This window comes from Rhodopila sp., from assembly GCF_965277825.1.
Taxonomy (GTDB): Bacteria; Pseudomonadota; Alphaproteobacteria; order Acetobacterales; family Acetobacteraceae; genus Rhodopila.
Genome location: NZ_OZ255846.1, coordinates 3,278,716 through 3,302,502, shown reverse-complemented (window position 1 = coordinate 3,302,502; position 23,787 = coordinate 3,278,716). Strand labels below are relative to the sequence as shown.

Sequence of the window (23,787 nt, the reverse complement as noted above, 5' to 3'; positions counted from 1 at the left end):
CCCCGAATCGGCGGCTCCTGGGACAACTATAGGCGACCCGCGCGGGCTGTCGCCAACGGTCTCGTGATCACGCGGCTCTTGACCCAGGGCGAGCGGATGACGACGCAACACCGGATGACGATACAGCCGCAAACCGCCGACCCGACAATCGCCGATCCGACAGCCGCCGACCCGACGCCGGTCACGCCACCCCCCACGCCCACATCCACCCCTACAACCACGCCCACACCCGCCCCCACCCTGGCCGAAATCGACGCCGCCGACCGCCGCGCCCGGCACTGGCTGTGGCCGACCCCAGGGCCACTGCCGATCGGCTCCGACCGCCACCGCGACGCCGCCTGCCAGATGTTCCACGACACCTTCAACCCGTACAAACCATCCGTCATCGCCTGGCCGCAGCTCGACCCCGACGCGCTCGCCCGACTCACCAGCCTGCCGATTTGGGACATCGCCGTCACCACCGAGACCAAGGCACGCGCCCGCATGCTGGCCTACGGCGAGGCCCTCGAAGACCCGGTCTGGCGCGACGCCATCAGCCGCAACGGCTGGGAGGAAGGCCGCCACAAGGAGGTGCTATCCAACCTGGTCGCCAGCTACGGCATCGCCCTGGTCCCCGAACCGGCGGACAAGCTGCCGCCCGACGCCGAATGGGGCTACCTGGTCACCGGCTATTCGGAATGCATCGACAGCTTCTTCGCCTTCGGCCTGTTCGAGGTCGCCCGCCGCTCCGGCTACTTCCCCACCGCCCTGGTCGAAACCTTTGAACCGGTGATCCAGGAAGAGGCGCGCCACATCCTGCTATTCGCCAACTGGCTCGCCTGGCACCGCAAGCGCCTCGGCCCTTGGCGCCGCCTGCGGTTCGAGCTGCGCGTCATCCGCGCCTGGATCTTCCTGGCCTGGGAACGCGTCGGCCTGGCGCGCGACATCGACGGCGGCGACAAGCCGGCGGCCGACAACAACTTCACCCTGAACGGCAGCAAGGCGGTCAGCGACATCGACCTCAAGCCGCTCGATCTGATGGCAATCTGCCTGACCGAGAACGACCGCCGCTTCGCCGGCTACGACCCCCGCCTGCTGCGTCCCACCACAACCCCGACGCTGGCCGCGCTGGCGCTGCGGATCGGCCGGCTGTTCCGCCGCCGCGCGACGCCCCAGGCGATCGGTCCGGCGGCTTAGGGCCCTGCGTCTGAGGCTCGAAACTTGTCTACTCAACGGACGCTTCCGGGCGGACCGCGTGAACGCGCACTGGTTCCCGAAGCTTGCGGATTTGTAGCAAAAGTTTGGCGGCTTGCGCAGATGCTAAAATGAGGTCCGCTCGCATTGGGGCAATCGACAATAAGCCGCTTTCTCCTTGGAACATCCGACGGTGCGCCCAGCCCAATCATCTTGCAAACAGGCCGCGACCAAATGGAAATACAGGTCACATGACGTCCAATTGCGCACGCCCGATCAACGCAGATAAACGGCAAACGTTGAAGACAGGTGGAACATGCGAAATGCCCACATCAAGAATCATGAAGCCATCGTCGTAGGCTCGTGCGCGCCTACGTCGTGGATCTAGCTGTCAAAGATTACCGTGGCTTGACCCAGGTTCTCGAATTGAACCACGCAACGGTCGCCGGGTCTTAAATGCACAAGATAAAACAGAAATGATCAGACCATCATTCAAATCATCGGACAACGCCACAATCTTCGTGCCTTAGTGTCTTTGTGTTAGTGCGGAACCAGAAAACAAACCGGCGTCAAACCGACGTGCAAGATACAACCCCATCGAACCCCCACCTCACCGCGCCAATTCAACACAAGGACCCAAACATCCATCGGCCGATGAGCAAGATAAAAACACCAACCGACGACGTGCAAGACAGGACCCAACTCGCCGAGTGCCCAAAATTCACCCTTCGTTAACCTCACCGCGCCAACTCATATTACCCCAGGCACTCAATTCACCCCAAGACAACAATGAAACCAAACCCCCGTGGAAGACCTCCGAAAACCCGACCTGACCAGCCAGGTGATAGGCCTGGCTATCGAGGTGCATCGCCATCTCGGCCCAGGACTGCTAGAAAGCGCCTACGAGGAATGCCTATGCCACGAACTCCGCCAAGCCAAGATTGCTTTCGTTCGTCAACAAAAGCTCCCGGTGCGTTACAAAGCGATCGAACTCAACGCCCGTTGCACCATGGATATAGTCATCGAAGACAGCCTGGTCGTCGAAGTAAAGGCGGTCGATCCCACAAACCCAATCCACAAAGCGCAACTGCTTACCTATCTCCGGCTCGGCGGCTACCAACTTGGGCTCCTGCTGAACTTCAACCGACCGTCACTGAAGGACGGCATCACCCGAATGCGCCTCTAAACCCTCATTGACCTGCCCCCCGCCGCAGCCAATGCCGGTCGGAGCGTCCAAGTCCCGCAGCGACAAAACCTCAACCCCGAAGCATCACCCCCGCCCAATCGCCTCCCGGATCGCCCGCGCCAGATCCGCCTGCTGATACGGCTTCGACAGCAACGCCAGATCCGCCGCCGCCGCACCCGACTCCCCCGGCCCATGCCCCGCGGTGTAGCCCGAGGTCAGCAGCGCCTTCAGCCGCGGCCGCTGCCGGCGCGCCTCATGCACCAGTTCCACCCCGTTCATCCCGCCCGGCATCACCACGTCGGTCAGCAGCAGATCGATCGCCGGCGTGTCCGGCGAGGCCAGGATCTCCAGCGCCTCGGGCCCCGACCCGGCGATGATCGAGACGAAGCCAAGATCCTCCAACTGCAGCGCCACCAGCTCGCGCACGTCGGCATCGTCCTCCACCACCAGGATCACGCCCGCACCGCTTCCCTCCACCACGGCGAGCTCCGGATCGGCCGGCTGCGCGGCAACCTGCGGCAGGTGAATACCGATCCGCGTGCCCGCCCCCGGCGCGCTGTCGATGGTCAGGAAACCGCCCGACTGGCGCACGAAGCCGTAAACCTGGCTCAGCCCTAGTCCAGTCCCCCTGCCCTCCGATTTGGTGGTGAAGAACGGCTCCGTCGCCCGCTCCGCCACCTCCGGCGACATGCCCGACCCGGTATCGGCCACCTCCGCCACCACGTAACCGCCGGTTTGGGCATCGGCATACCGCGCCGCCCCACGCGCATCCAGCAATAGGTGCCGGCTGGACACCGTCAGCGTGCCGCCGTCCGGCATCGCATCACGCGCATTGACCACCAGGTTCAGCAGCGCCGAACTAAACTGCGCCGGATCGACCTCGCAGGCGCCCACCGCCGGGTCCAACGCGAACTCGACCGCGACCGACTCGCTCAGCATGCGGCTGGCCAGCACATCCAGCTCGCGGATCATGTCGTTGATCGACCGCCGCTCCGGCCGCAACGTCTGCCTCCGGGCAAACGCCAGCAGCCGGCTGGTCAACTGAGCCCCCCGGGTCGCACCCTTGTGCGCCGTCGCCACCAGCCGAGACAGCCGCTCGTCCGCCGCCACCCCCCGACCCAGCAGCTCGAGATTGCCCATGATCACCAGCAGCAGGTTGTTGAAATCGTGCGCCACGCCGCCAGTCAACTGGCCCACCGCCTCCATCTTCTGCGCCTGCCGCAGCGTGTCCTCGGCCTGACGGCGTTCGGCGACCTCGGCGGCGACCCGCTGCTCCAGGGTCTCGTTGACCTGCCGCAACGCGTCCTCGGCCCGCCGCCGTTCCAGCGCCAGGCCAAGTAGATTGGCCACCGCCTGCAGAAAGTCGATGTCGTGATCATTGAACGCCCCCGGCGCCTCGCTATCCACCTCCAGCACGCCGAACGGATGACCATCGCCCAGCAGTATGACGTTCAGCGCCCGCTGCACCCCATGTTCCGCCAGCAGGTCCGGGGTGGTGAACCGATCCTCATCCAATAAATGGTTGGAAATCACCGGCTTGCCGGTGTGCAGCGCATACCCCGCCGGAGACGTCAGTTCGGCGCCGATCTTGACCCGCCCGACCACCCCCTCGTGCCATCCCACCCCGGCCCGAACCAGGAAACGGTTTTCCTCGGGCAGATACTCCAGCACCTTGCAGAACCGCACCTGCATGCCAATCGCGGTCATCCGCGTGGCTTCGTCGAACAGGCTGTCGAAACTGACCACGCCGAGCGCGCGGCGGCCAAATTCAGCCAGCAGCGCCTGCTGCTGCAACCGAGCCTCCAATTCGTCGCGGCTGGCGACCGGCAGCGGCGGTTGGGTCACGGTTTGGCGCCAGACGATCTGGCAACATGGTAACGTTGGGTGATCAGATACATCTGACATAAGCGCCGGGAACCCGCCACGGTTGCGTCCGCTTCGCCGGCGGTTGTCCACGCCCGCACGTCGACCCGATCACCCTCCGCGGACAAACCCGCCCGCGCCGACCCAACGCCCTGCGCCGTCCGCCCACCGACCACGCCCGCACTGCCCTAACACGCCGACGAAACCGATCGACACATCCGATACCGAGCCTCGCTCGGTCAATCCCGCATCGCCCGCGGCGCAGGGCGATTGCATTGCCGCAAACGCACGATGCTGGAACCACGGATGCGGAAGGATATGCAAGGTCGTTGAACCCAGTTTTCAGCGTAACTGCTATCAGCGTGCATCGGCGTGCATCCGCGGTTCCAAACCGCTGCTCTTGGTCACGCCGCGCCCGGCGAACGCGCCGACAGAAAATCCAGATGCGAGTACCCTGGCCCGCAGCGGCCCGGCTTGCGGGCGCCCGACCCCGGCCACCCCGGCACCGGCCACCCCGACCATCCCGGCGCAAACACAATCAGCCATCGGATGGGACAGCGTCCCCGGCAACGCCACGACCGGACCGCGCCTCCGACAGCGGATGGTGCTCCTCCACCACCCGGCGCAGCCGCTCGGACTGGATGTGCGTATAGATCTGCACCGTCGCGATATCGGCATGACCCAGCAGCATCTGCAGACTGCGCAGATCGGCCCCCCGCGCCAGCATGTGCGACGCGAACGAGTGCCGCAGCACGTGTGGCGACACCCGCGCCGGATCCAGCCCGGCCCGCACCGCGATCTGCTTCAGCAACAGGAAGAATGCCTGCCGGGTCAACGCCCGCCGCGGATCGCGTCCCGGAAACAGCAACCGGCTGTCGGCACCGCCCAACGCCAGCAACGCCGCCGCCGCCTGCTTCGCTGCCGCCGACAGCGGCACCATGCGCTCCTTGCCGCCCTTGCCCTTGATGATCATCACCTCGGCCCCCGCGCCCACCGCCGCCCGCGGCAGCGACAGCAGCTCCGATACCCGCATGCCGCTGGCATACAGCAGTTCCAGCGCCGCCCGGCCCAGCACGCCCGGCCGCCCGGGCTTTTCCACCGCCGCCGCCAGCAGAGCGTCCACCTCCGCCTCGGTCAGGAATTTCGGCAACGGCTTGGGCAGCCTGGGCGTATCCAGTTGACTGGTCGGATCGTCGCTCCGCATTGCCTCCTTCAGCAGGAACAGGTGGAACTGGCGCAACGCCGACAACCGCCGCGCCGCGGTGCGCGCCGACAGCCCGCGAGCATGCAGCGAGGCCATGTAGCACTGGCAGCAGCCCGCATCAGCCGCCGCCGCGCCGTGTCCCCTTCCGGCGGCGAAACCGGCGAAGTCGTCCAGATCGTTGCTATAGGACTGGATGGTGTTGCGCGCCGCGCCGCGTTCCACCGTCAGCATCTCCAGGAACGCATCGACCGCCGGGTCCACCGCTCGCCGCCTGCACTAGTGGGCGGTGAATTTGTCGTTCGGCACCGTCTTCTCCACCGTCTGCTGGTGCGGTGCCGGCGGAAACGCCCCCAGCATCAGCACGCCACCCGCGATGGCGACCAGGCCGGCCAGCACGACAAAAAAGCAAATACGGATCATCTAGGCTCCTGCACGCGGGCTCCCGACGCCGCCGGCAACGGCCGGTCATCTTCGCGGCCAATCAACCCAGCCAAACCAACCCAGCCTGGCCAAACCAACCCAACCCAGCCAGCCAAACCAGCCCAGCCAGAGCGACCCAGCCAAAGCGACCCAGCCAAACCAACCCAGCCAGAGCGACCCAGCCAGAGCGACCCAGCCAAACCAACCCAGCCGAATCGACTCGGCCAATCGCCTGGTACGTAACCAGTGTGCTAGCGTCCGCGATCATGACACGCAACACCGCTCTGCGGGAGACGATTCCGGTCCCCGACACCATCGCCGGGCGCAGCATCGTGCTGGTCGGTTTGATGGGCGCCGGCAAGACCTCGATCGGACGCCGCCTCGCCGCGCGTCTCGGCCTGCCGTTCCGCGACGCCGACCAGGAGATCGAACTGGCCGCCGGATGCTCGATCCCGGAACTGTTCGCCCGTTACGGCGAGGCCGCCTTCCGCGACGGCGAACGCCGCGTGATCCGCCGCCTGCTGGCCGGCGATCCCATCGTCCTGGCATTCGGCGGCGGCGCCTTCATCGACGACCGCACGCGCCAGGCCGCGCGAGCCGACGCGGTCACGGTCTGGCTACGCTGCGCGCTGCCTACCCTGGTCCGCCGGGTAGCGACGCGCGACAACCGCCCGCTGCTGAACGGCGTCGACCGCGAGGAAACCCTGCGCCGGCTCATCCAGCAGCGCCACCCGGTCTATGCCGAGGCCGACCTGATCGTCGATTGCGGCGACGAGCCGCCGGACTTCACCACCACGACGGTGATGACCGCGCTGGCGGCATGGAAACCGGCTCGGCGGCTGCACGTGGTGCTGCCCAGCACCAGCTACGACGTGGTGATCGGCGACGGCCTGCTGGCCCGCGCCGGCGCGCTGCTGGCACCCGCGCTGGCGCAGAAACGCGCGGTGATAATCACCGACCAGACCGTCGCCAAACTGCACCTCGCCAGCCTGATCGATGGCCTGGCGCAGACCGCGATCGCCGCCAGTTCCATCGTCGTCAAGGGCGGCGAGGCGGCCAAAAGCATGCACAGCTACCTCGACGTCGTGGACCAGTTGCTCGAAGCCCGCGTCGAGCGGCGCACCGCGGTGATCGCGCTGGGCGGCGGCGTCGTCGGCGACCTCGCCGGCTTCGCCGCGGCAACCACGCTGCGCGGACTGCCGTTCATCCAGATCCCCACCACGCTGCTGGCGCAGGTCGATTCATCGGTCGGCGGCAAGACCGGGGTCAACACCAGGCGCGGCAAGAACCTGGTCGGCGCGTTCCACCAGCCCCGAATGGTGCTGGCCGATACCGCGACGCTGGCCACCCTGCCGCCGCGCGAATTGCGCGCCGGCTACGCCGAAATCGCCAAGGCCGGCCTGATCGGCGACGCCGCGTTCTTCGCCTGGTGCGAACGCCACGGCCCGGACGTCATCGGCGGCGACCCCGACGCCCAGGCCGAGGCGATCAAGCGCGCCTGCGCCTTCAAGGCGGCTATCGTCGGCGACGATGAACGCGAGGAAAAACCCAACGACGGCCGCGCCTTGCTCAACCTCGGCCACAGCTTCGGCCACGCGCTGGAGGCCGAGTATGGCTATGACGGCGGCCTGCTGCACGGCGAAGCCGTCGCCGTCGGCCTCGGCCTCGCCTTCAAACTCTCGGTTCGGCTCGGCCTCTGCCCGCCGCCCGACGCCGAACGGGTGATCGCCCATATCGCCGCCGTCGGCCTGCCGGCCGACCTGGCGATGCTGAACCGCCGGTTCTCCGCGGAAACCCTGATCGGCCACATGCGGCGCGACAAGAAGATGCGCGACGGCGCGCTGCACTTCGTGCTGACCCGCGGCATCGGCCAGGCCTTTACCAGCGCCGACGTGCCCGGCGATGCGGTGCTCGACTTGCTGCGCGACGAGGGCTGCACCGCGTAGTGGTCCGGCCCCGACAGGAGCATCCCGTGCGGTCGGGTAAAATCGGCCTACAAAATCAAGAGCTAGTGGTTCAAATCAGGCGGCACTATCCGGCTGATTTGAACCACTAGCCCCGCGCCGCGACACCCGCCTCCCCAACGCCCGAGTTGCCACCCGGGCTCGAACACCCCCGACCGGGAACCACGCCGCCCTCATCGCGTTCCGCTCGCCAGCCTACCCCGATGCCCCTCCCCAAGGCTCCCCCCGAGGCATACCCATGAGTGACAGAAAACTCGACATCGCCTTCTGGAACTACGACCGCACACGCCCGCTCGCCGACGGCACCATCAAGATCGACGGCGTCAACGCCAGCTTCCATTCCGCTCGGGTCGTTCCGCAGATCTTCGAGGCGATGATCCGCCGGCGCGCCTATGACGTGTCGGAGCTCGGCATGACCTACCTGCTCAGGACGATGGACGCCGAGCACCCGCCGTTCGTGGCCATCCCCGTCTTCCCCAACCGAGCGTTCCGCCACTCCGCGATCTACATCAACCACGCGGCCGGCATCTGCCGGCCCGAGGACCTGGCCGGCAAGACCATCGGCGAACTGGCGCTCTACGGCCATGACGGCGGCACCGTGCCAAAGGGCATCCTGGCGGATGAATTCGGCTTCAGGCCGGAGCGCAACCGCTGGATCATCGGCGGCATCGACTTCCCGATGGACCCGGTCGATTTCGTCCCGCAACCGCACCCCGACGACGTCGATGTCACAATGGCAGCGAACGGCGCCGACCTCGGCAAGCTGCTAGACGCCGGACAGATCGACGCCCTGATCTCCGCCGACATACCCAGGTGCATCCTCGACAAGTCCCCCAATGTCGGCCGGCTGTTCGCCGATTCTGAGACTGTGGAGCGGGACTACCACCGCCGTACCGGCATCTTCCCGATCATGCACACCGTCGTCGTCACGCGCGAGCTGGCCACGCAAGCGCCCGATATCGTCAAGGCGGTCTACCAGGGCTTTTGCCAGGCCAAGGACAACTCCGCCCAGCGCATCGCCCGCGGCATGACCTTCAACAACATGGACACGATGATCCCCTGGCTGAGCAACCTGATCACCCGGGACCGCGACCTGCTGGGCGAGGATTGGTGGCCCTACGGTATCGCCGCCAATCGGGACGCGATCGATGCGGTGCTGCGCTACAATTACCAGCAGGGCATCACCAGGCGCCGCTTCACCATCGAGGACATCTTCGCCCCCTACCTGCTCGACACCTGACCCGGGTCCGCTGCGCCCCAGCCGCACCGCTTCGTTGGGCGTCTCGCCACTAGCTCGCCGCCGCGCGAGCTCGACGACCACGGCATGGCCCCGGCAGCTAACACCACGGGCGGTCGACGGACTGGAACCAACTGCGGCCACCGTTGAAGCCACCCAACACTTGGTTGAGATGTCCCGCTGCTCAGGGGTGCTGGAAGAACGCGGCGCGGGTCGAACACGTCTCTCGTAAGCCTTAGCCACCCTACTCCCGTAAGCGTTAGCCACCCTACTCCGCGGCCGCCGCCGATGACGGCGACCGGCGTGCGGCAAGATAGCGGACGCCATCCGCCTCGGTGTGCTCCTCGTGCGCCGTGCCCGCCGGAACATCGCAGCTTGCCCCAGGCCCGAAGGTTTCGCGCTGCTGGTCGCGCACCAGCGTCAGGTGACCGTCCAGCACGAAAAGCCGAGCGTCGAAGTCATGCACGTGGGATGCGCGGTGCTCGTCCGGCTTGATCTCGCCGTCGCGGATGTCATACCCCTCGCGACGAACCGCAGCCTCAAACTCAGCTCTGTTCATGGTGGTGCTCCCTGTCGGTATCAAATGGTAGGCGGACCTGTCGAATTTGGTCAAACCGCAAATCACGCCCGATTGCCCCGCCCTGGCGCCGCCGCCGGCGCGACAGCGGCCAACCGCAACCACGATGACACTCTACTGGACGGTTCTGGCGGCGGCCATCGTCACCAGCATCCTCGGGCAGACGCTGCTGAAGACCGCCGCCGGATCGGCTGACTTCGTCTCGCAACTATTCGACCCGCGCACCCTGATCGGTCTGTTTCTCTACGGCGGGGCGGCGCTGCTCTATATCGTCGCCCTGCGACGCATCCCGATGTCGGTGGCGCTGCCATGCACCGCGGTCTCCTACGTCGCCGCCGCGTTGATTGGACATTACGGCTTCGCCGAACCGCTGGGGGCGATGCAACTCGGCGCGCTGGCACTGATCTGTCTCGGCGTGGTCATGCTGGCGTTGGCCTGAGCGACGCGATCGCTGACCGCACAGCTAGGCACCGCACGACTGGATTATTCCGGCCACCGCAGAACAAAGCCCTTATACCAGCCGCCCTAGACACTGACTGTTGCCCACTCCCTGGTGCCAATGGATCGAATTCGATCTGGATCATCGACCAGCCAGTTCCAGGCCTCTGCGCAAGCCTCGAGGATCTCGTCGTAGCTGTCCCATACGCAGGCGGAGAGTTTGTTGGCGCGAAGGTAATCCCAGACATTCTCCATCGGGTTAAGTTCCGGGGCGTAGGGCGGCAGCGGCAACAGCACGATGTTGTCGGGCAGCTTGATGTCGCCGCCGCGCTGATGCCACCCGGCGCCGTCACAGATAATCGCCGCGATCGAGCCGGGCGCGACCTGCGTGCTGATCTCGGCGAGGTGCAGGTTCATGCATTCCATGTTGGCGGCTGGCGCGATGATCGCCGCGCCGACACCGCGTGCCGGACAGATCGCGCCAAAGATGTAGGCGGTGTCGTGGCGGTTGTCGCGCAGCATCGGCGGACGCGAACCGACCGGCGCCCAGACATAACTGAGCGAGCCTTTCTGCCCGACCCTGGCCTCATCCTGGAACCAGATCTCCACCGGCGTGGCCGCGGTGCAGCCGTTCAGGGCTTGCTTCAGGCTGGCACCGAAGTTTTTTTAAAAGCCTCCTGCGCCGCCGCATCCTTCCTGGGATGATACGGCCGCGGCTGCAGCTGGGTGAGCTTCAGTTTGTGCAGCCACTTGCCGATCGTGCGTTCGGGTACGGTGACCGAGAACCGCCTTGTCACCTCGGCGCGCAGATCGACACAGCGCCAGCGGATGACCTTATGGATGTTCGGATCAGGCCCGGCGATCACCAGCTCGCGCAGTTCCGCCATCTGCGCCTCGCTCAGTTTGGCGCGCGCCCCCGGTGGCTTGCGCGACACCAGGCCGTCAAGGCCGGCATGGTTATAACGATGCACCCAGTCGCGCAGGGTCTGACGGTCCATGCCCGCCTGGCGCGCGGCATCAAGCCGCGAGACCCCGTCGTGGATCATCGCGATTGCCAACAGCCGCCGGGCCTGGCCGGCGTCGTCGCTCTTCGCCGCCAGGGCACGCAGTTCCGCCGGCGCGTGGTCGATGCGAGTAATTTTGATCGCTGCGCTCATCGCGTCCTCCAATGCAGCGAATCGATGCTGCAGCGAGAGCGAATCGTACTTTCGCGGTCTTGAGAATCGGGGGGCCGAGAAATCTAGCGAGAGTCGTCTTCAGTGGCGGCTGGTATTAGGACCCGTCAGAAATTAACCGCGCGAGCCAGATGATGCGTGGCGCATATTCGTGCCACTCTTTAACGGCCCGCCCCCCGCTTGCTTCGTACGCCCGCTCGCTTCATACCCCCGTTCGCTTCACCCCCGTTCACTTCACACAGCGTATCGAGCGACTTCGGCCGCGTACTCGGCAATCTCGCGCGACGCCGCCCGCGGCGAAGCAGACGCCCGCTAATCGCCGCCATCTCCGCCACTGGGCCGCTGCAACCCGCCGGCTCGCAATCACCCCGGCATCGACCCCTTGGGGTCGCGGCCACGCTGGGGACAACAACGAGGCAGCCGGGCATCGGCCGCCTTTATCCATGAAACCGCTTTATCCCACCCCGATTGATGGCATTCCTCTATAATATATAATACAAAACGGTTCCCCTCCCGCTCAGAGCCGGCTTCGATTATCCCGCCGTGTCACCCAGCGCCCTGATATCTCGCTTGCAAAGTCCGCCGCACCCTGCGACGGAACAAAGCAGAACACCCGGCCAACGGAACCGAGGTCCGGCGCCGCGAAGGCACGCCCGGGCAACCATCGCGGACCGCGGACCCCGCCATCAGGAAACCATGATGGCGTGATTGTCACGCTCCCCTTCTGATGATGGTGTGGCACGCTCTCGTGATCCCGCCTGCGCGAGGTTTACGATAACACGTCAGATGACGAAACCGCCATCGCCCGCCACTGCAGACGGAAACGCTCCAGGATGTCCGAAAGCCGGCCGCTCGCAACGGACACACGCCGATCGCCGTGCGTTGAAGCCACCTCGATACTGCGGGTCAGCGTCGACGACCTGGCTCGCGTGCCGGCCCAACGCCTCGCCCGCCTGCTGCTGGAACGCGCCGCCGAGGACCCGACGCTGCTGACCCGGCTGTACGAAACCGTCGACCCCTATCACCAAACCTCAGCCCACCCGCCGTCAGCCCACCCGCCATCAGGCCAGCCCTCCCCGTCAGCCCGGCCCTTCCAATCAGCTCAACCCTTCCCAGCAGGCCAACCCTCCCCATCGGGCCGCCCGGAACCACCCCGCCACAACCCCGCCCCAGCCCAGCTCCGCACCGCCATCGTCGGCGACAGCTCGGCGATGCGCCAGGTCGCCACCCTGCTCCGCCGGTTCGAACAGACCGACGAACCGGTGCTGATCACCGGCGAGAGCGGCACCGGCAAGGAATTGCTCGCCCGCGCCATCCACGACGGCTCGCACCGCGCCAACCGCCCGTTCGTGGCGCTGAACTGCGCCGCCATCCCGCCCGGCCTGGTGGCCTCCGAACTGTTCGGCTACGAAAAAGGCGCCTTCACCGGCGCCGTCGCCCGCGGCATCGGACAGATCGAGGTCGCCAACGGCGGCACCCTGTTCCTCGATGAGATCGGCGACATGCCGATCGACCTCCAAGGCCACCTGCTGCGCTTCCTGCAGGAACGCCAGATCAGGCGCGTCGGCGGCCGCGAAACCATCGGGCTCGACGTGCGCATCGTCTCCGCCACCAACGTGCGCCTGGCCCACGCCATCGCCGCCGGACGCTTCCGCGAGGATCTGTTCTACCGGCTCAACGTGCTGGCGCTGCCGGTGCCGCCGCTGCGCGATCGCGCCGACGACATCGCCGCCCTCGCAACCCATTTCCTGCGCCTGGCGGCGCGCGATTTCAACCGCCCGGTGGCCGGCTTCAACGCCGACGCAATGGCGGCGCTGCGTCGCCACCCGTGGCCCGGCAATGTGCGGGAATTGATGTCGGTGGTGCGCCGCGCGGTGGTGATCGGCGACGGACCGTTGATCGAAGCCGCCGCCCTGACCGGTCTGCAGGACCACTCGGTCGCGATCGCTGGATCTACCACCCCGAAACCAGGCTCCGCCGAGGAACGCGCCGCGCTGCTCGCCACCCTCGACCGCACCGGGGAAAACATCACCTCCACCGCCGACGCGCTCAGCGTGTCCAGGGTCACCCTCTACCGGATGCTACGCCGCCACCGCATCGAACTGAAGCGCGGCCTGGCCGGCCCGCCGATCCTGCGCCGACCCCAGCACGCCCATCGCTGACTGCAATCCCGAGCTCATGGTCGCCGTCACAGGTCCCACATCGAACCCAGGGCAACTGCTTTTGCCTCAAACGACGATTCTGGACCACCGAAGCGAAACGATATGCAAGGTCTTCCAACCCGGTTCAGCTGGACTGCACCCCATCGGTGAGACACGGAACTAGACACACACCACTCCATCAGCGTCCGGTGCCGTGGTTGCCGCAAGCGGCAAGCGCGGCACCGGACGCTGGCTTGCCTCATAGGCCTCGGGCGTCATGTAGGCCAACGCCGAATGCAATCGCTGCCGATTGTAGATCGCCTCGATGAACGGTCCGATCGAGGCCCGCACTTCAGCCTCATCGCGGTAGTCGCGGCCGTCCACTTCCTCGCGTTTCAACGTGCGCATGAAGCTTTCAGCCATCGCGTTGTCCCACGGGCATCCCGCCCGGCTCATGCTCGGCTGGATGCCGGCACGCTGCAGCCGGGCAATGTAGTCGCCGCAGGCATACTGAACCCCGCGATCCGAATGATGGATCAACCCATCCGATCCGACGTCGCGAGTGGCCAGCGCCATTTCCAAAGCCTCCAGCGCCAGGCTGGCGCGTAGATGCGAGGCAACCGCCCAGCCGACCACCCGGCGGCTGAACGCATCCAGGATAACCGCCAGGTAGATGAACGCCTCGCTTTAGACTTTGTTTATTTTGTAACTAGATCGACGGTACGAGCGTCTGCGAGGTTTAAATGGTCACTTGTTTGTAGAGTATAGGGTGGATTTGTTTGTTTGAGGTTATTTTGTTGACATCACGATATTTTTGGTTTTGTCCTTGTTGTATCTATAGTTTTGTTTGAAGTGAGGCTACGCGGCTGCTGGCTGGGGTTTGGTGGCGTGGCGGTGGAGCGTGGTTTCGAAGGCGGCGAATACTTTTTGCATTTGTGGTGGTTTGTAGGGGAACAGGTCGGGGGGGTCCATCAGGTGGATGATGGCGGCGGTGTCGGCTTCGAACACCAGCAGACGGCCGTCTTGGGTCTCGGCGCAGTCGATCGAATAGACGTCGAAGCCTAGGCGTTCGTGCAGGGCGGCGAAGGCGGTTTGGTGGCGGCGGGCGAAGCCTTGGTCGAAGGCGGCCATGGCGGCGGCTTCCTCGGCGCGTTTGGCGGCGGATTCGGTCATGTCGGCGTTGAGGTAGTGCACCATCCAGTTTTTTGAGATCGCCATGTGGCAGAGGTACGGCTGGCGGTCGATGAAGCCGACGCGGGATTTGCGATACAGGCCGTCAGGCCCCTGGTAGTCGTGGAACGCGGTGAGGAAGAACTGCCGGTCGAAGCAGAACCGCAGATAGTTCGCCAGTTCGGCTGGGGTTGTGAGGCGCGACAGGCCGGCGCCGGCGTGCGAGCCGATCGGGCGGATCAGGCAGGGGTAGGGTCCGGTTGGCGTGGCGAAACCTGATGTGTCGAAGCCTGGGATCGGGCTGCCGGTGTCGAGGTGGGCCTGCAGTTCGGTGCGGGAGGTGGCGACGGCGGTCGGGCTGGCGATGGTGGGGATCCCGGCCAGCGAGCGGGACAGGGTGTCGCGCTGCAGTGCCGGCAGGAATTGCGGATCGTTCAGCGCTGGTCTCGGCCAGGCGGCGAACAGGCGGCGAAGCCTTGCCATCGTGGCGGGGTCTGCCTCGCCCAGGGCGAAGAAGGCGACGTCGTGGTCGGGGATCACCGCCGGCAGCGGGCGGTCCGGCAGCAGATACAAGAGGTCGAGCCGGACGTTCAGATGGTTGGTGAGGAAGTCGAGCGGGGTGTTGGTCATCAGGTCGCCGGGACCGACCAAAGCGAGCAGCCGCAACGCGCCGTCGGGCGCGCCGTCGATGCGCCAGATCGGGCTGGCGTCGAGCGCTGTGTCCTGTAGGTCCAAGCCCTCGGCGCGGCGGAAGCCGAGCTGCAGGGCGATGGCGGTGTCGTAGGTGCGGGCGGCTTGGCGGGCGAGCGGCGGGTTGGGCGCGGGGCTGGTGTCGATGCGGTGCATCAGGGCTTCGTGGTCGTTGCCCTGATAGGCGAAGCTGGTGAGATCGGCGGTGCCGCGGACGATGGGCGGGACCAGCGTGTCGCTGAGCGTGGGCAGGGTCTGTTCGATCAGCGGCATGGTTTTTTCCTTGGGGCTTTCGGCTGGGGGTCTTGCGCCTGGGGGGTTTGTGGCTTGGGGGGTTTGCGCCTGAGGGTTTTGTGCCTGGGGGTTTGTGCCTGGGGGTTTGTGCCTGGGTGGTTTGTGCCTGGGCGGTTTTGCGCGTGGGGTTTGCGCGTGAGGGGTTTGCGGCTGGGATGGTCGCAGCGAAAGCTTAATGAAACCTTTCCCGCCGCGATCGGGGCGGGTGTGGCTGGATTGGTGCGGCGGCGGTGGGCGTGGCAACATCGGTCGGGATCGCGGCTTTGGCCGGACATCGGTGGGGTAGCGGGTGATGCGATCAGACAACGGGTTGGCTGTTGTCAGCCGGGCGCGCTCGGGCTGTCGACAGGGCAAGGGGGACTACACATGCCGATCGAATATGAGAAGAGGGACGGGGTCGCCTACATCACCCTGAACAATCCGGCCAAGGCCAATATCCTGGACAAGCAGACCTCGGACGCGATCTCGGCGGCGTGGGTCGATCTGTGGGAGGATCGGGCGATTCGCTGCGCTATCGTCACGGGTTCTGGCGAGCGGCATTTCTGCGGCGGCCATAACCTGGCGCCGCGTCCCGATCTGAGCGCGGAGGATCGCGAATATCTGCGCACCCAGCGGATCTATTGGCCGTTGGCCGGCACGGTGCATGGGCAGAAGACCGGGGTGGATGGGCGGATGGGCGATCATTATCCCAGGGTGTGGAAGCCGGTGATTGCGGCGATCAACGGCTGGGCGGCGGGGGCGGGGCTTTATATGCTGCTGACCTCGACCGATATCCGCATTGCTAGTGCGGAGAATGCGCGCTTCAAGTTCTCCTTGCTGACCCAAGGGTGGCTCGGCAACGGTCCGGGGGCGAGTATGTTGATCAAGCAGCTTCGTTACATCGACGCGATGAAGATCCTGTTGACCGACGAGGCGTTCGACGCGGCGGAGGCGTTGCGGGTCGGATTGGTCAACGAGGTCGTTCCTCACTCGCAACTGATGGCTCGGGCGGAGCAGTTGGCGCGCCAGATCGTTACGCTGCCGCCGGCGGCGGTGCGGATGATGAAGGAGTTTGTCGTGCGGTTCGGCAACCTGCCGGACGACCAGGCCTGGCATGTGCAGAACCTGATGAACTCGCTGCTGATCCAGACCACGATGGATGGCGAGGAGGGGCGCACCGCGTTCAATGAGAAGCGGGCGCCGAAGTTCACGGGTGCGTTGCGCAAGCGTGGCGAGGGGTGGCCGGAGCCGTCCGAGGAGGAGGCGCGGCGGTTGGATGAGGCGTATCGGAGCGGGGAGTTTTGACCCCGGTATCGTGCGGCGGCGCGATACCAGGACTTTCGTAGCGGGGCGGCGCGATACCAGGAATTTCGTACGGCGGGGCAGCGCGATACCAGGACTTCGCGCAGCGGCGCGGCGAGACACCAAGCTTTCGGTTTATGGCATGATTCAGGCGCCTTGAACCTTATCTTCAGTGCGATCGTGCTCCAGCGCGCCTGCATCGCGCAGGTGGCGAATGGCTTCCGGCGACAGTCCCAGGATGCGGCTGAGCACTGCGTTGGTATCGGCGCCGAGGGCGGGGGCCGGGCCGGTGGCGCGGCCGAACGACGCGCGCCACGGCAGGCCTGGCAGAACGCCGGTGTCGTTCCGATACCAGAAGTATCTGGCCTGCAGGTGTTCGCTGTCGACCAGGTCGGCCGAGCGGGCGAGGGCGGCAGCGGCGGTGCCGTCGCAGGTGAGTAGGGCGGCGGCTTTGGCCGCGTCGGGTTCGCCGGGCCTGGTTTCCGGCGCGGGGTCGACGGCGAGCCAATCGTCGGCGCCGGCGGTGCGGTAGACCGCGAAAGCCGGCGGCTGGTATGGCGGTTGAGCTGGGGTGGCGGGCAGTTGTGCGGACAGCAACGGTTCGGCCATGGTCCAGAGCATCGCCTCCAGCATCGAGAAATCCACTCGCGCAATCGCGCCGCAGCGGCGCGCCCACAGGCTGGCGGCGGTGATGAACGCCAGCATCAGCCCGCACATCGGATCCAGCCATGCCATTCCGACCCGTGGCGGCACGGCTTCGTGGCGGTTCAGACCGGCGAATCCAGCGTAACATTGAAGTAACGTTCCGTAGGCGACGGTGTGTGATTCCGGGCCGTCGCGGCCGAGCCCGGAGGCGGAGACGTAGATCAGGCGGGGGTTGATGGCGCGCAAGGCCTCGGGGCCGAGGCCGAGGCGGTCCATCACTCCGGTGGCGAAATTTTCCACCAGCACGTCGGCGCCGGCGACGAGGGTCTTGGCGATGGCGACTGCCTCGGGATGTTTTAGGTTGAGCACGATCGACTGCTTGGCCTGGCCCAGGACGGTGTGCAGTTCGGAGGCGCGGCCGGGATCGCCCGCGGGGGCCTCGATCTTGATCACCTCGGCGCCCATCGCGGCCAGGTAGCGCGTCGCGGTGGGGCCGGCGATCACCCAACTGAAGTCGAGCACGCGCAGGCCGGACAGCGGCAAGGGTCCGGTGATCGGGGGTGGGTCGGCGGGGCAAGCCGGGGTCAGGTGCAAGCCGAACGGCGAGCTGGGTATCTGCACATTTTGTCCGACGAGCGTGGCGAGGCGGAAGAAGCCGCGATGGCGGAGATGGGGCGATGCAAGGTGTTCGGCGGGTTCGCACAGGGCGAAGCTGGGGACGTGCGCGGCCTGCGCGGTGGTGGCGATCCAAGCCTTGGGTTTGTTCCGACTCCAGTCCGACATCAGGGCGTGCAGGGTGTCCCAGTTGGCGACGCGGCGTTGACGGGTGGCGAAGCGCGGATCGCTGCCCCATGGCGGGGAGCCCATCACCTGCAGCCACGCGGCCCACTGGCGGTCTTCGCGCGGCGAGATCGCGGCATGGCCGTCGCTGGTGGGCAGGATGCAGACGGTTGCGCCGTTGCCGTCCGCCACGCGTTGGCGCGACCAGCTTTTGCCGGTCTGACTGTTGCTGGTCTGACTGTTGCTGGTCTGACTGTTGCCGGCCTGACTGTTGCTGGTCTGACTGTTGCTGGTCTGACTGTTGCTGGTCTGACTGTTGCTGGTCTGGCTTTTGCTGGTCTGGCTTTTGCCCGTGTGATTTTTGCTGGTCTGACTTTTGTCCGTGTGACTTTTGTCCGTGTGAGTTCTGCCCTTCTGGCCGGCTCGGGCCAGTTCGGTGATTGCCAGCGTGGCCAGTGCCTCGTGGATGGAGACGTCGACCACCGAACCGGCGTGGCGGGTGCCGTTTGGGGTGGCGGCTGGGCTGCCGAGGGCGGCGTGCATGCCGGCACAGGCGGCGGCGAGGCCACCGAGGAAGGCGGATTGCTCGCCCACCGGACGCATCGGCGGTTCATTCAGGTCGTCGACCTGACCGGTCAACATGCGCGCGATGCCGCTTTCGAACATCAGCGTCAGATCGGTGGCGGGGTGCTCGGCCTGCGGCCCGGTCTGGCCGAACGGGGAGATCAGCACCACGGCGGCGCGGGCGTTGCGGCCCCTGAGGCTGTCGATGTCGCGGCCGGTGCGGCGCAATGTGGCCGGGCTGCCCTGGCAGACGATCATGTCGGCGGCGGCCCATGCGTCGTCGTTGATGGGCGGCGGCGACGGGTCGCGGTTGAGGTGATCGGCCAGCGGCGTTCCTCGGTCGGGATCGATGCGCGTCACCGTCGCACCGACATCGGCCAGCAGCCGGCCACACACCGCGGCGGCCAAACCGGGTCCGATCTGCAGTACGCGGAACCCGCTCAGCACCGTCATTGCCAGACGATGCACAGAGACGGCGTGGTTTACAAATCGCCGCGGTTACAGGGCGTCAACGCAGCAGGCCTGTGACCTGGTTCACAGACAGCGCGGGTGGCTGCCGTTAGATCACGATCGCGCTGAGCGGAATACCCGCAGCGGTGGATCGTGAGATCAAAGCTGAGCTTCATTCGGTTGTCCAGGGGATGCCATGAGCAGTCGAGCACCAAATCCGCTGTATCGAACGCCGTGGCCGTGGCTCGCCGCCGCCATTCTGGGGTTCGGCGCGATTGCGCTCGGCTGGCAACTGGTTGAGCGATATTGGCGACTTCCGGAAGAACAGCGCTGGGCGAACCAAGACCTTACCCCGACCCCAGGGCCCCAGTTTGATAAAGTAATGAATTATCAATTGACCGATGCAGCCGGTCTGTCGATTGGCGATGAACAGGGGGGCTGGCGCCTGCCCAATGTCGCTGTTTACAGCACGCCAAACTCGGCTGCCTCAATTCCACCCGCGACACTGGAAAGCCTGTCGGACGCCGGCCAGGCGCATGCGATCGATTTCATCGCCAAGGACGCGGAGAAGGCCGATGCTACATGGCTTAAGCTTTCGAAGGCGCTTACCGGCCCCGAAGACAGCGTCGAACGCAAAGACCCCTATCGCGCGGATCGCGTGCTGATTGCCACTGTTGCCGAAGGGCTCGATGCCATGCCGGGCGATCGCTTGCTCTGGACCCGCGTCTTCGTGCAGCCCATCAACTTCAGCTTCGCCGGCTACACTGTCGCGTCGACCGAGACCAGGACCATCAAAGTCGCCGCCATCGAGCACAGCAATACCAGCCAAGTGTCGCTGGGCTTCGGTCTCGACAGCATTCTTCCAGGCATCAACAAGGACGCCAAGGCGCCGTCGGTCGAGAGCAGCAACAAAGCCAGCGCGGACATCAACGAGCAGTATGAGAGCCTGGGCGTCGATATCCGCCCCCAGTTCCTGCGCATCATGCGCGAGAGCGCGACGGGCGGCGACGTCGTCGGCAATACCAGGATCGAGCTCAGCATGTTAACCGATCCGCACTCGATCCTGAATCGAGAGGTCAGCGATCGCGCGCCGGCGGCGGTCGATGGTGACAACATGCTCGCTCTTGTCGTGGACGAGGCCCACTTGACCGATGGCGCGCGATATCTCGATGAAGACAAGGCGACGATCACCGTGCATCCGCAGGACCTGTTGCCGCATTGCCCGCTGATCGCTGAAGTGTGGATGATCTACGAGATCAGGCAGGTTCGAACAGGGCGCAACCACTACCTCGAAGGGCTTCAGAGAGTGGACCTGATCAGGAACGGTGAGGTCAAGCAGAAGGTCGAGATCGTTCCCGCGGATGACATCGCACCCGCCGTGTGGTCGATCCAGCGGCAGGGCAAGGATTACGATCCGCGTCAGCCTGTTGATTTGCGAGCTAATTTGCCGAAGGGACAGTCCCGCAGGGTGGTTTCCACGGACTACCTGACGGTGAGCGAGTTGGCCCACTGGCTGAAAGCCAACGGGCCAGGGAAATCGTTGAACGACATGACGTTCGACTACGTCGAGGGCGACACGTTGGTGCCGTTCAAGAACGTGCAGAACGATTGCCGAAGGCAGCTAAAACCGAGCTGAGGCCGGTATTGCCTTGGGTTGGCGCTCGCCGGGGCGGCCAGCACGGTCCGATCCGCTGAACACCGCGTGGTTTACAAATTGGCGGTTCCTTGCGACAGATCAGCGACAGGGAGTCAACCCGTAAAATCGGGAGTCGTCACAATGCTGGGTCTGATGCAAAGCCGCCCGCTACTGGTTTCCACTTTGATCGATTACGCCGCGACTTGCCACGGGGGGCGCGAAATCGTGTCGCGCGATCCGGACGGCATCATCCATCGCACCGACTACGCCGAGATCGCGCGGCGGGCCAAGCGGCTGGCGCATGGGTTGCAGAGGCTGGGGGTGGGGTTCGGGCAACCCGTCGCCACTCTGGCGTGGAACAGTTATCGCCACCTGGAGCTCTACTATGGCGTGACCGGCAGCGGGCGGATCCTGCACACCGTGAACCCGCGCCTGTTCCCCGACCAGATCCGCTACATCATCAATCATGCCGAAGATGCCTATGTATTTTTCGACCCGGTGTTTGCCCCGCTGGTCGAGCAACTGGCGCCGCATCTGCCGCTGGTGCGCGGCTGGGTGGCGTTGTGCGACGCCGCCGCCATGCCGGCGGTGAAGGTCGAGACGCTGCTTTGCCATGAAGGCATCATGGCCGCGGCGAGCGAGGATTACGCCTGGCCGCAATTCGACGAAAACACCGCCTCGACACTATGTTACACCTCCGGTACTACCGGCAACCCCAAGGGCGTGCTGTACAGCCACCGCTCCACTATCCTGCATGCCTTCGCGGCCTGCGCCGCCGATGCGTTCGGCTTCACCGCCCGCGACTCGTTCCTGATGGTGGTGCCGCTGTTCCATGCCAATGCCTGGGGCGTGCCGTTCGCGGCAGCATTGGCCGGCGTCAAGCTGGTGCTGCCGGGACCGCGTCTGGATCCGAAGAGCATCTACACGCTGCTGCAGGAGGAAGGCTGCACCACTTCGGGCGGGGTTCCCACGGTGTGGCTCAATTTCCTGGCCTGGGTGGAGGAGCGGCGGGCGCAGCTCGATCTGTCGCGGCTGAAATTGAACCGCGTGTTCGCTGGTGGCACCGCGGTGCCGCGTTCGATGAGCGCGAAATTCCGCGACCTGCTGGGGGTTTATTTGCTGCACGCATGGGGCATGACCGAAACCAGCCCACTGGTGACGGCGGCGTCGCTGCTGGCCAGGCACCAGCACGCCACCCCAGACGAGATCCTCGACATGCAGGCGACGCAGGGACGCCAGGTCTATGGCGTGGAGCTGAAACTGGTCGGCGCCGCCGGCGAGACCCTGCCGCATGACGGTCAAGCCGTCGGCGAACTGAAAGTGCGCGGCAACTGGGTGATCTCGGGCTACTTCAAGAACGAGGGCGGTCAGGTCACCGACCCGGACGGCTGGTTCGGCACCGGCGATGTGGCGACGATCGACGCGGACGGCTACGTGCGTCTGACCGATCGGCTGAAGGACGTGATCAAGTCGGGTGGGGAATGGATTTCCTCGATCGAGATCGAAAACCTGGCGGTTTCGCACCCCGACGTGTTCGAGGCGGCGGTGATCGCGATGCATCACCCGGTCTGGCAGGAGCGTCCGCTGCTACTGATCCAGCCGAAACCGGGGCGCCAGCCGACCCGGGAGGCGGTTCTGCAGTTCCTGGCGGCGCGGGTCGCAAAGTGGTGGCTGCCAGACGATGTGGTGTTCGTGGACAGCTTGCCGCACACCGCCACCGGCAAGCTGCTGAAGACCGAGTTGCGGGCGCGCTACCATGGGCATCTGGCGGTCAGCGGTTGACCGGGTCAGCGCGCCGGACGATCACCGCGATTGGTCCGCCGCCGTCGGGGCCTTGGTGTTCGGCGCCGCCGGAGACGAACAGGTCGGTTCGTCCGGTCAGGCCGGCGAGCACGCCGCCGACCAGGGCCCGGGCGTGGCGCGTGGCGTTGATGTCGCTGTCGTCCAGCATGATGTGGCGGGCGCCCCGGATCTGGCCGCTGACGGCGGGATCGGCTTTCGCCAGTACCGCCAGGACGGTGTCGGCTTCCTGCTGGTTCAATTGGCCGGTGGGGTTCAGTCCGGCATCGGCCAGGGCGCCGAACGCGGCCGGCAGATCGATCGCGTCGCGCATCACGCGATGGGCGATGACAGCATCGCTGGCCCAGGATCGGCTGTTGCCCAGCACGATGATCTCGTTGTGCATCAGTTCGATGCCGGCTGACGCGCTGGCTGTGCCGGACCACAGGTCGAGGCGGCGGCAGACGGCGCTGTCGTCCAGGGCGTCGCGGCCGACTTCATGCAGTGCCAGTGCCACGCCGAGGGCGGAGGCGCCGCGCGAGTAGGCCATCGACTTGTAGGCGTCGGCGGTCACCGCGGTATGGCCGCGGGCGGCGGCTTGCGCGACGCGTTCGGCGGTCAGCAGCGGGCATTTTACTTGGACGTAATGAACGTCTTCGGCGCGGGTGATGTCGGCTTGCGCCATGGCGGAAGCGACCGCCTCGGCGGTGGCCTCGATCTGGGGGATGCGGCCGATTTCCTCGGGCTGGAGCGCGCGGGTGGTGGTGGTGCCGATCGCCAGGGTGGGGATGGGGTGGCTGGTCGCGGCAGAGGCGGTTGCGGTGAACACCAGCAGATGCGGTGACAGGCCGCCCTCGGTGCCGCCGGACATTACCATGGCGATGCGGTCGCCGACTTGGTCCGGCGTGCAGCCGAGCGGCTGGGCCAGCGCGGTGCGCAGGGCGGCGAGGGCGTAGGCGCGGGTGAAGTCGTTGACGCAGCCGTTGCCCTCAGTCTTGCCCAGGATGGCGCGGATGTCATGGGCTTGGATGCGGCCGGACTCGATCAGGGCGAGCAGGGCGCTGACGTCGGCGGGGTGGGCGGTCGGTAGACGGAATACGTCGCAGCGTTTCATGCTATC

General features: G+C 65.9%; 18 protein-coding genes. 9 read left to right on the top strand and 9 right to left on the bottom strand.

Going from position 1 to position 23,787, the window contains the following annotated elements; genetic code table 11:
* Window positions 1-96: 96 nt before the first annotated feature.
* On the top strand, window positions 97-1,176 hold the full coding sequence (locus ACQY4T_RS16250) for a ferritin-like domain-containing protein (protein ID WP_428532584.1): 1,080 nt from the start codon (window positions 97-99) through the stop codon (window positions 1,174-1,176).
* An 802-nt stretch (window positions 1,177-1,978) separates the two neighbouring features.
* On the top strand, window positions 1,979-2,359 hold the full coding sequence (locus tag ACQY4T_RS16245; RefSeq protein WP_428532581.1) for a GxxExxY protein: 381 nt from the start codon (window positions 1,979-1,981) through the stop codon (window positions 2,357-2,359).
* Between the two features lie 84 nt (window positions 2,360-2,443).
* Here ACQY4T_RS16245 and ACQY4T_RS16240 read toward each other — a convergent pair whose 3' ends face one another.
* The 3 genes from ACQY4T_RS16240 to ACQY4T_RS16230 form a co-directional block, all read right to left on the bottom strand.
* Window positions 2,444-4,204 carry an ATP-binding protein gene (locus ACQY4T_RS16240; RefSeq protein WP_428532578.1) on the bottom strand — a complete coding sequence of 587 codons (1,761 nt, stop codon included), beginning with the start codon at window positions 4,202-4,204 and terminating at the stop codon, window positions 2,444-2,446.
* Between the two features lie 556 nt (window positions 4,205-4,760).
* Window positions 4,761-5,687, bottom strand: a complete 927-nt coding sequence (locus ACQY4T_RS16235) for a tyrosine recombinase (protein ID WP_428532575.1) — start codon at window positions 5,685-5,687, stop codon at window positions 4,761-4,763.
* 15 nt (window positions 5,688-5,702) lie between these two features.
* On the bottom strand, window positions 5,703-5,846 hold the full coding sequence (locus tag ACQY4T_RS16230; protein WP_428532572.1) for a hypothetical protein: 144 nt from the start codon (window positions 5,844-5,846) through the stop codon (window positions 5,703-5,705).
* Window positions 5,847-6,112: 266 nt separating this feature from the next.
* On the opposite strand from ACQY4T_RS16230, the gene aroB reads away from it, so the two are divergent.
* Together aroB and ACQY4T_RS16220 are read left to right on the top strand one after the other, a co-directional pair.
* Entirely contained in the window at window positions 6,113-7,792 is a 1,680-nt protein-coding gene (aroB, locus tag ACQY4T_RS16225) for a 3-dehydroquinate synthase (RefSeq protein ID WP_428532569.1), read from the top strand.
* Window positions 7,793-8,048: 256 nt separating this feature from the next.
* Entirely contained in the window at window positions 8,049-9,050 is a 1,002-nt protein-coding gene (locus ACQY4T_RS16220; RefSeq protein WP_428532566.1) for a hypothetical protein, read from the top strand.
* A gap of 265 nt (window positions 9,051-9,315) precedes the next feature.
* Here the strand turns inward: ACQY4T_RS16220 and ACQY4T_RS16215 are convergent, their stop codons facing one another.
* Entirely contained in the window at window positions 9,316-9,606 is a 291-nt protein-coding gene (locus tag ACQY4T_RS16215; RefSeq protein WP_428532563.1) for a cupin domain-containing protein, read from the bottom strand.
* A gap of 124 nt (window positions 9,607-9,730) precedes the next feature.
* Here ACQY4T_RS16215 and ACQY4T_RS16210 point away from each other — a divergent pair, with 124 nt between their 5' ends.
* Window positions 9,731-10,063 (top strand): DMT family transporter, encoded by a 333-nt coding sequence (locus tag ACQY4T_RS16210; RefSeq protein WP_428532561.1) that lies wholly within the window; start codon window positions 9,731-9,733, stop codon window positions 10,061-10,063.
* An 86-nt stretch (window positions 10,064-10,149) separates the two neighbouring features.
* On the opposite strand, the gene ACQY4T_RS16205 is transcribed toward ACQY4T_RS16210, so the two are convergent.
* A protein-coding gene (locus ACQY4T_RS16205) for an IS630 family transposase (RefSeq protein ID WP_428531896.1) occupies window positions 10,150-11,219 on the bottom strand; the annotation gives its coding sequence in 2 pieces (ribosomal slippage) (window positions 10,150-10,730 and window positions 10,730-11,219; 1,071 coding nt in all).
* An 851-nt stretch (window positions 11,220-12,070) separates the two neighbouring features.
* On the opposite strand from ACQY4T_RS16205, the gene ACQY4T_RS16200 reads away from it, so the two are divergent.
* On the top strand, window positions 12,071-13,399 hold the full coding sequence (locus ACQY4T_RS16200; protein ID WP_428532558.1) for a sigma 54-interacting transcriptional regulator: 1,329 nt from the start codon (window positions 12,071-12,073) through the stop codon (window positions 13,397-13,399).
* A gap of 159 nt (window positions 13,400-13,558) precedes the next feature.
* Here ACQY4T_RS16200 and ACQY4T_RS16195 read toward each other — a convergent pair whose 3' ends face one another.
* Together ACQY4T_RS16195 and ACQY4T_RS16190 are read right to left on the bottom strand one after the other, a co-directional pair.
* On the bottom strand, window positions 13,559-14,047 hold the full coding sequence (locus tag ACQY4T_RS16195) for an IS3 family transposase (protein ID WP_428542929.1): 489 nt from the start codon (window positions 14,045-14,047) through the stop codon (window positions 13,559-13,561).
* A 189-nt stretch (window positions 14,048-14,236) separates the two neighbouring features.
* Complete coding sequence (locus tag ACQY4T_RS16190; RefSeq protein ID WP_428532555.1) at window positions 14,237-15,511, bottom strand: ATP-grasp domain-containing protein; 1,275 nt, start codon at window positions 15,509-15,511, stop codon at window positions 14,237-14,239.
* Window positions 15,512-15,898: 387 nt separating this feature from the next.
* Here ACQY4T_RS16190 and ACQY4T_RS16185 point away from each other — a divergent pair, with 387 nt between their 5' ends.
* Complete coding sequence (locus tag ACQY4T_RS16185) at window positions 15,899-16,816, top strand: enoyl-CoA hydratase/isomerase family protein (protein WP_428532552.1); 918 nt, start codon at window positions 15,899-15,901, stop codon at window positions 16,814-16,816.
* A 144-nt stretch (window positions 16,817-16,960) separates the two neighbouring features.
* Here ACQY4T_RS16185 and ACQY4T_RS16180 read toward each other — a convergent pair whose 3' ends face one another.
* Window positions 16,961-19,255 (bottom strand): CoA transferase, encoded by a 2,295-nt coding sequence (locus ACQY4T_RS16180; RefSeq protein WP_428532549.1) that lies wholly within the window; start codon window positions 19,253-19,255, stop codon window positions 16,961-16,963.
* Window positions 19,256-19,448: 193 nt separating this feature from the next.
* Here ACQY4T_RS16180 and ACQY4T_RS16175 point away from each other — a divergent pair, with 193 nt between their 5' ends.
* A complete protein-coding gene (locus ACQY4T_RS16175) occupies window positions 19,449-20,888 on the top strand; it encodes a hypothetical protein (protein WP_428532546.1) in 1,440 nt (479 codons plus the stop codon).
* A gap of 141 nt (window positions 20,889-21,029) precedes the next feature.
* A complete protein-coding gene (locus tag ACQY4T_RS16170) occupies window positions 21,030-22,670 on the top strand; it encodes a long-chain-fatty-acid--CoA ligase (RefSeq protein WP_428532543.1) in 1,641 nt (546 codons plus the stop codon).
* Here ACQY4T_RS16170 and ACQY4T_RS16165 read toward each other — a convergent pair.
* On the bottom strand, window positions 22,660-23,781 hold the full coding sequence (locus ACQY4T_RS16165; protein WP_428532540.1) for a ring-opening amidohydrolase: 1,122 nt from the start codon (window positions 23,779-23,781) through the stop codon (window positions 22,660-22,662). The genes ACQY4T_RS16170 and ACQY4T_RS16165 overlap by 11 nt on opposite strands.
* Window positions 23,782-23,787: the final 6 nt, after the last annotated feature.

Excerpts from the sequence above, each read along its gene's own strand:
- ACQY4T_RS16250 (WP_428532584.1), top strand. The coding sequence starts at position 97 with ATGACGACGCAACACCGGATGACGATACAGCCGCAAACCGCCGACCCG.
- ACQY4T_RS16230 (WP_428532572.1), bottom strand. The coding sequence starts at position 5,846 with ATGATCCGTATTTGCTTTTTTGTCGTGCTGGCCGGCCTGGTCGCCATC.
- aroB (WP_428532569.1), top strand. The coding sequence starts at position 6,113 with ATGACACGCAACACCGCTCTGCGGGAGACGATTCCGGTCCCCGACACC.
- ACQY4T_RS16220 (WP_428532566.1), top strand. The coding sequence starts at position 8,049 with ATGAGTGACAGAAAACTCGACATCGCCTTCTGGAACTACGACCGCACA.
- ACQY4T_RS16215 (WP_428532563.1), bottom strand. The coding sequence starts at position 9,606 with ATGAACAGAGCTGAGTTTGAGGCTGCGGTTCGTCGCGAGGGGTATGAC.
- ACQY4T_RS16210 (WP_428532561.1), top strand. The coding sequence starts at position 9,731 with ATGACACTCTACTGGACGGTTCTGGCGGCGGCCATCGTCACCAGCATC.
- ACQY4T_RS16200 (WP_428532558.1), top strand. The coding sequence starts at position 12,071 with ATGTCCGAAAGCCGGCCGCTCGCAACGGACACACGCCGATCGCCGTGC.
- ACQY4T_RS16190 (WP_428532555.1), bottom strand. The coding sequence starts at position 15,511 with ATGCCGCTGATCGAACAGACCCTGCCCACGCTCAGCGACACGCTGGTC.
- ACQY4T_RS16185 (WP_428532552.1), top strand. The coding sequence starts at position 15,899 with ATGCCGATCGAATATGAGAAGAGGGACGGGGTCGCCTACATCACCCTG.
- ACQY4T_RS16180 (WP_428532549.1), bottom strand. The coding sequence starts at position 19,255 with ATGACGGTGCTGAGCGGGTTCCGCGTACTGCAGATCGGACCCGGTTTG.
- ACQY4T_RS16175 (WP_428532546.1), top strand. The coding sequence starts at position 19,449 with ATGAGCAGTCGAGCACCAAATCCGCTGTATCGAACGCCGTGGCCGTGG.
- ACQY4T_RS16170 (WP_428532543.1), top strand. The coding sequence starts at position 21,030 with ATGCTGGGTCTGATGCAAAGCCGCCCGCTACTGGTTTCCACTTTGATC.
- ACQY4T_RS16165 (WP_428532540.1), bottom strand. The coding sequence starts at position 23,781 with ATGAAACGCTGCGACGTATTCCGTCTACCGACCGCCCACCCCGCCGAC.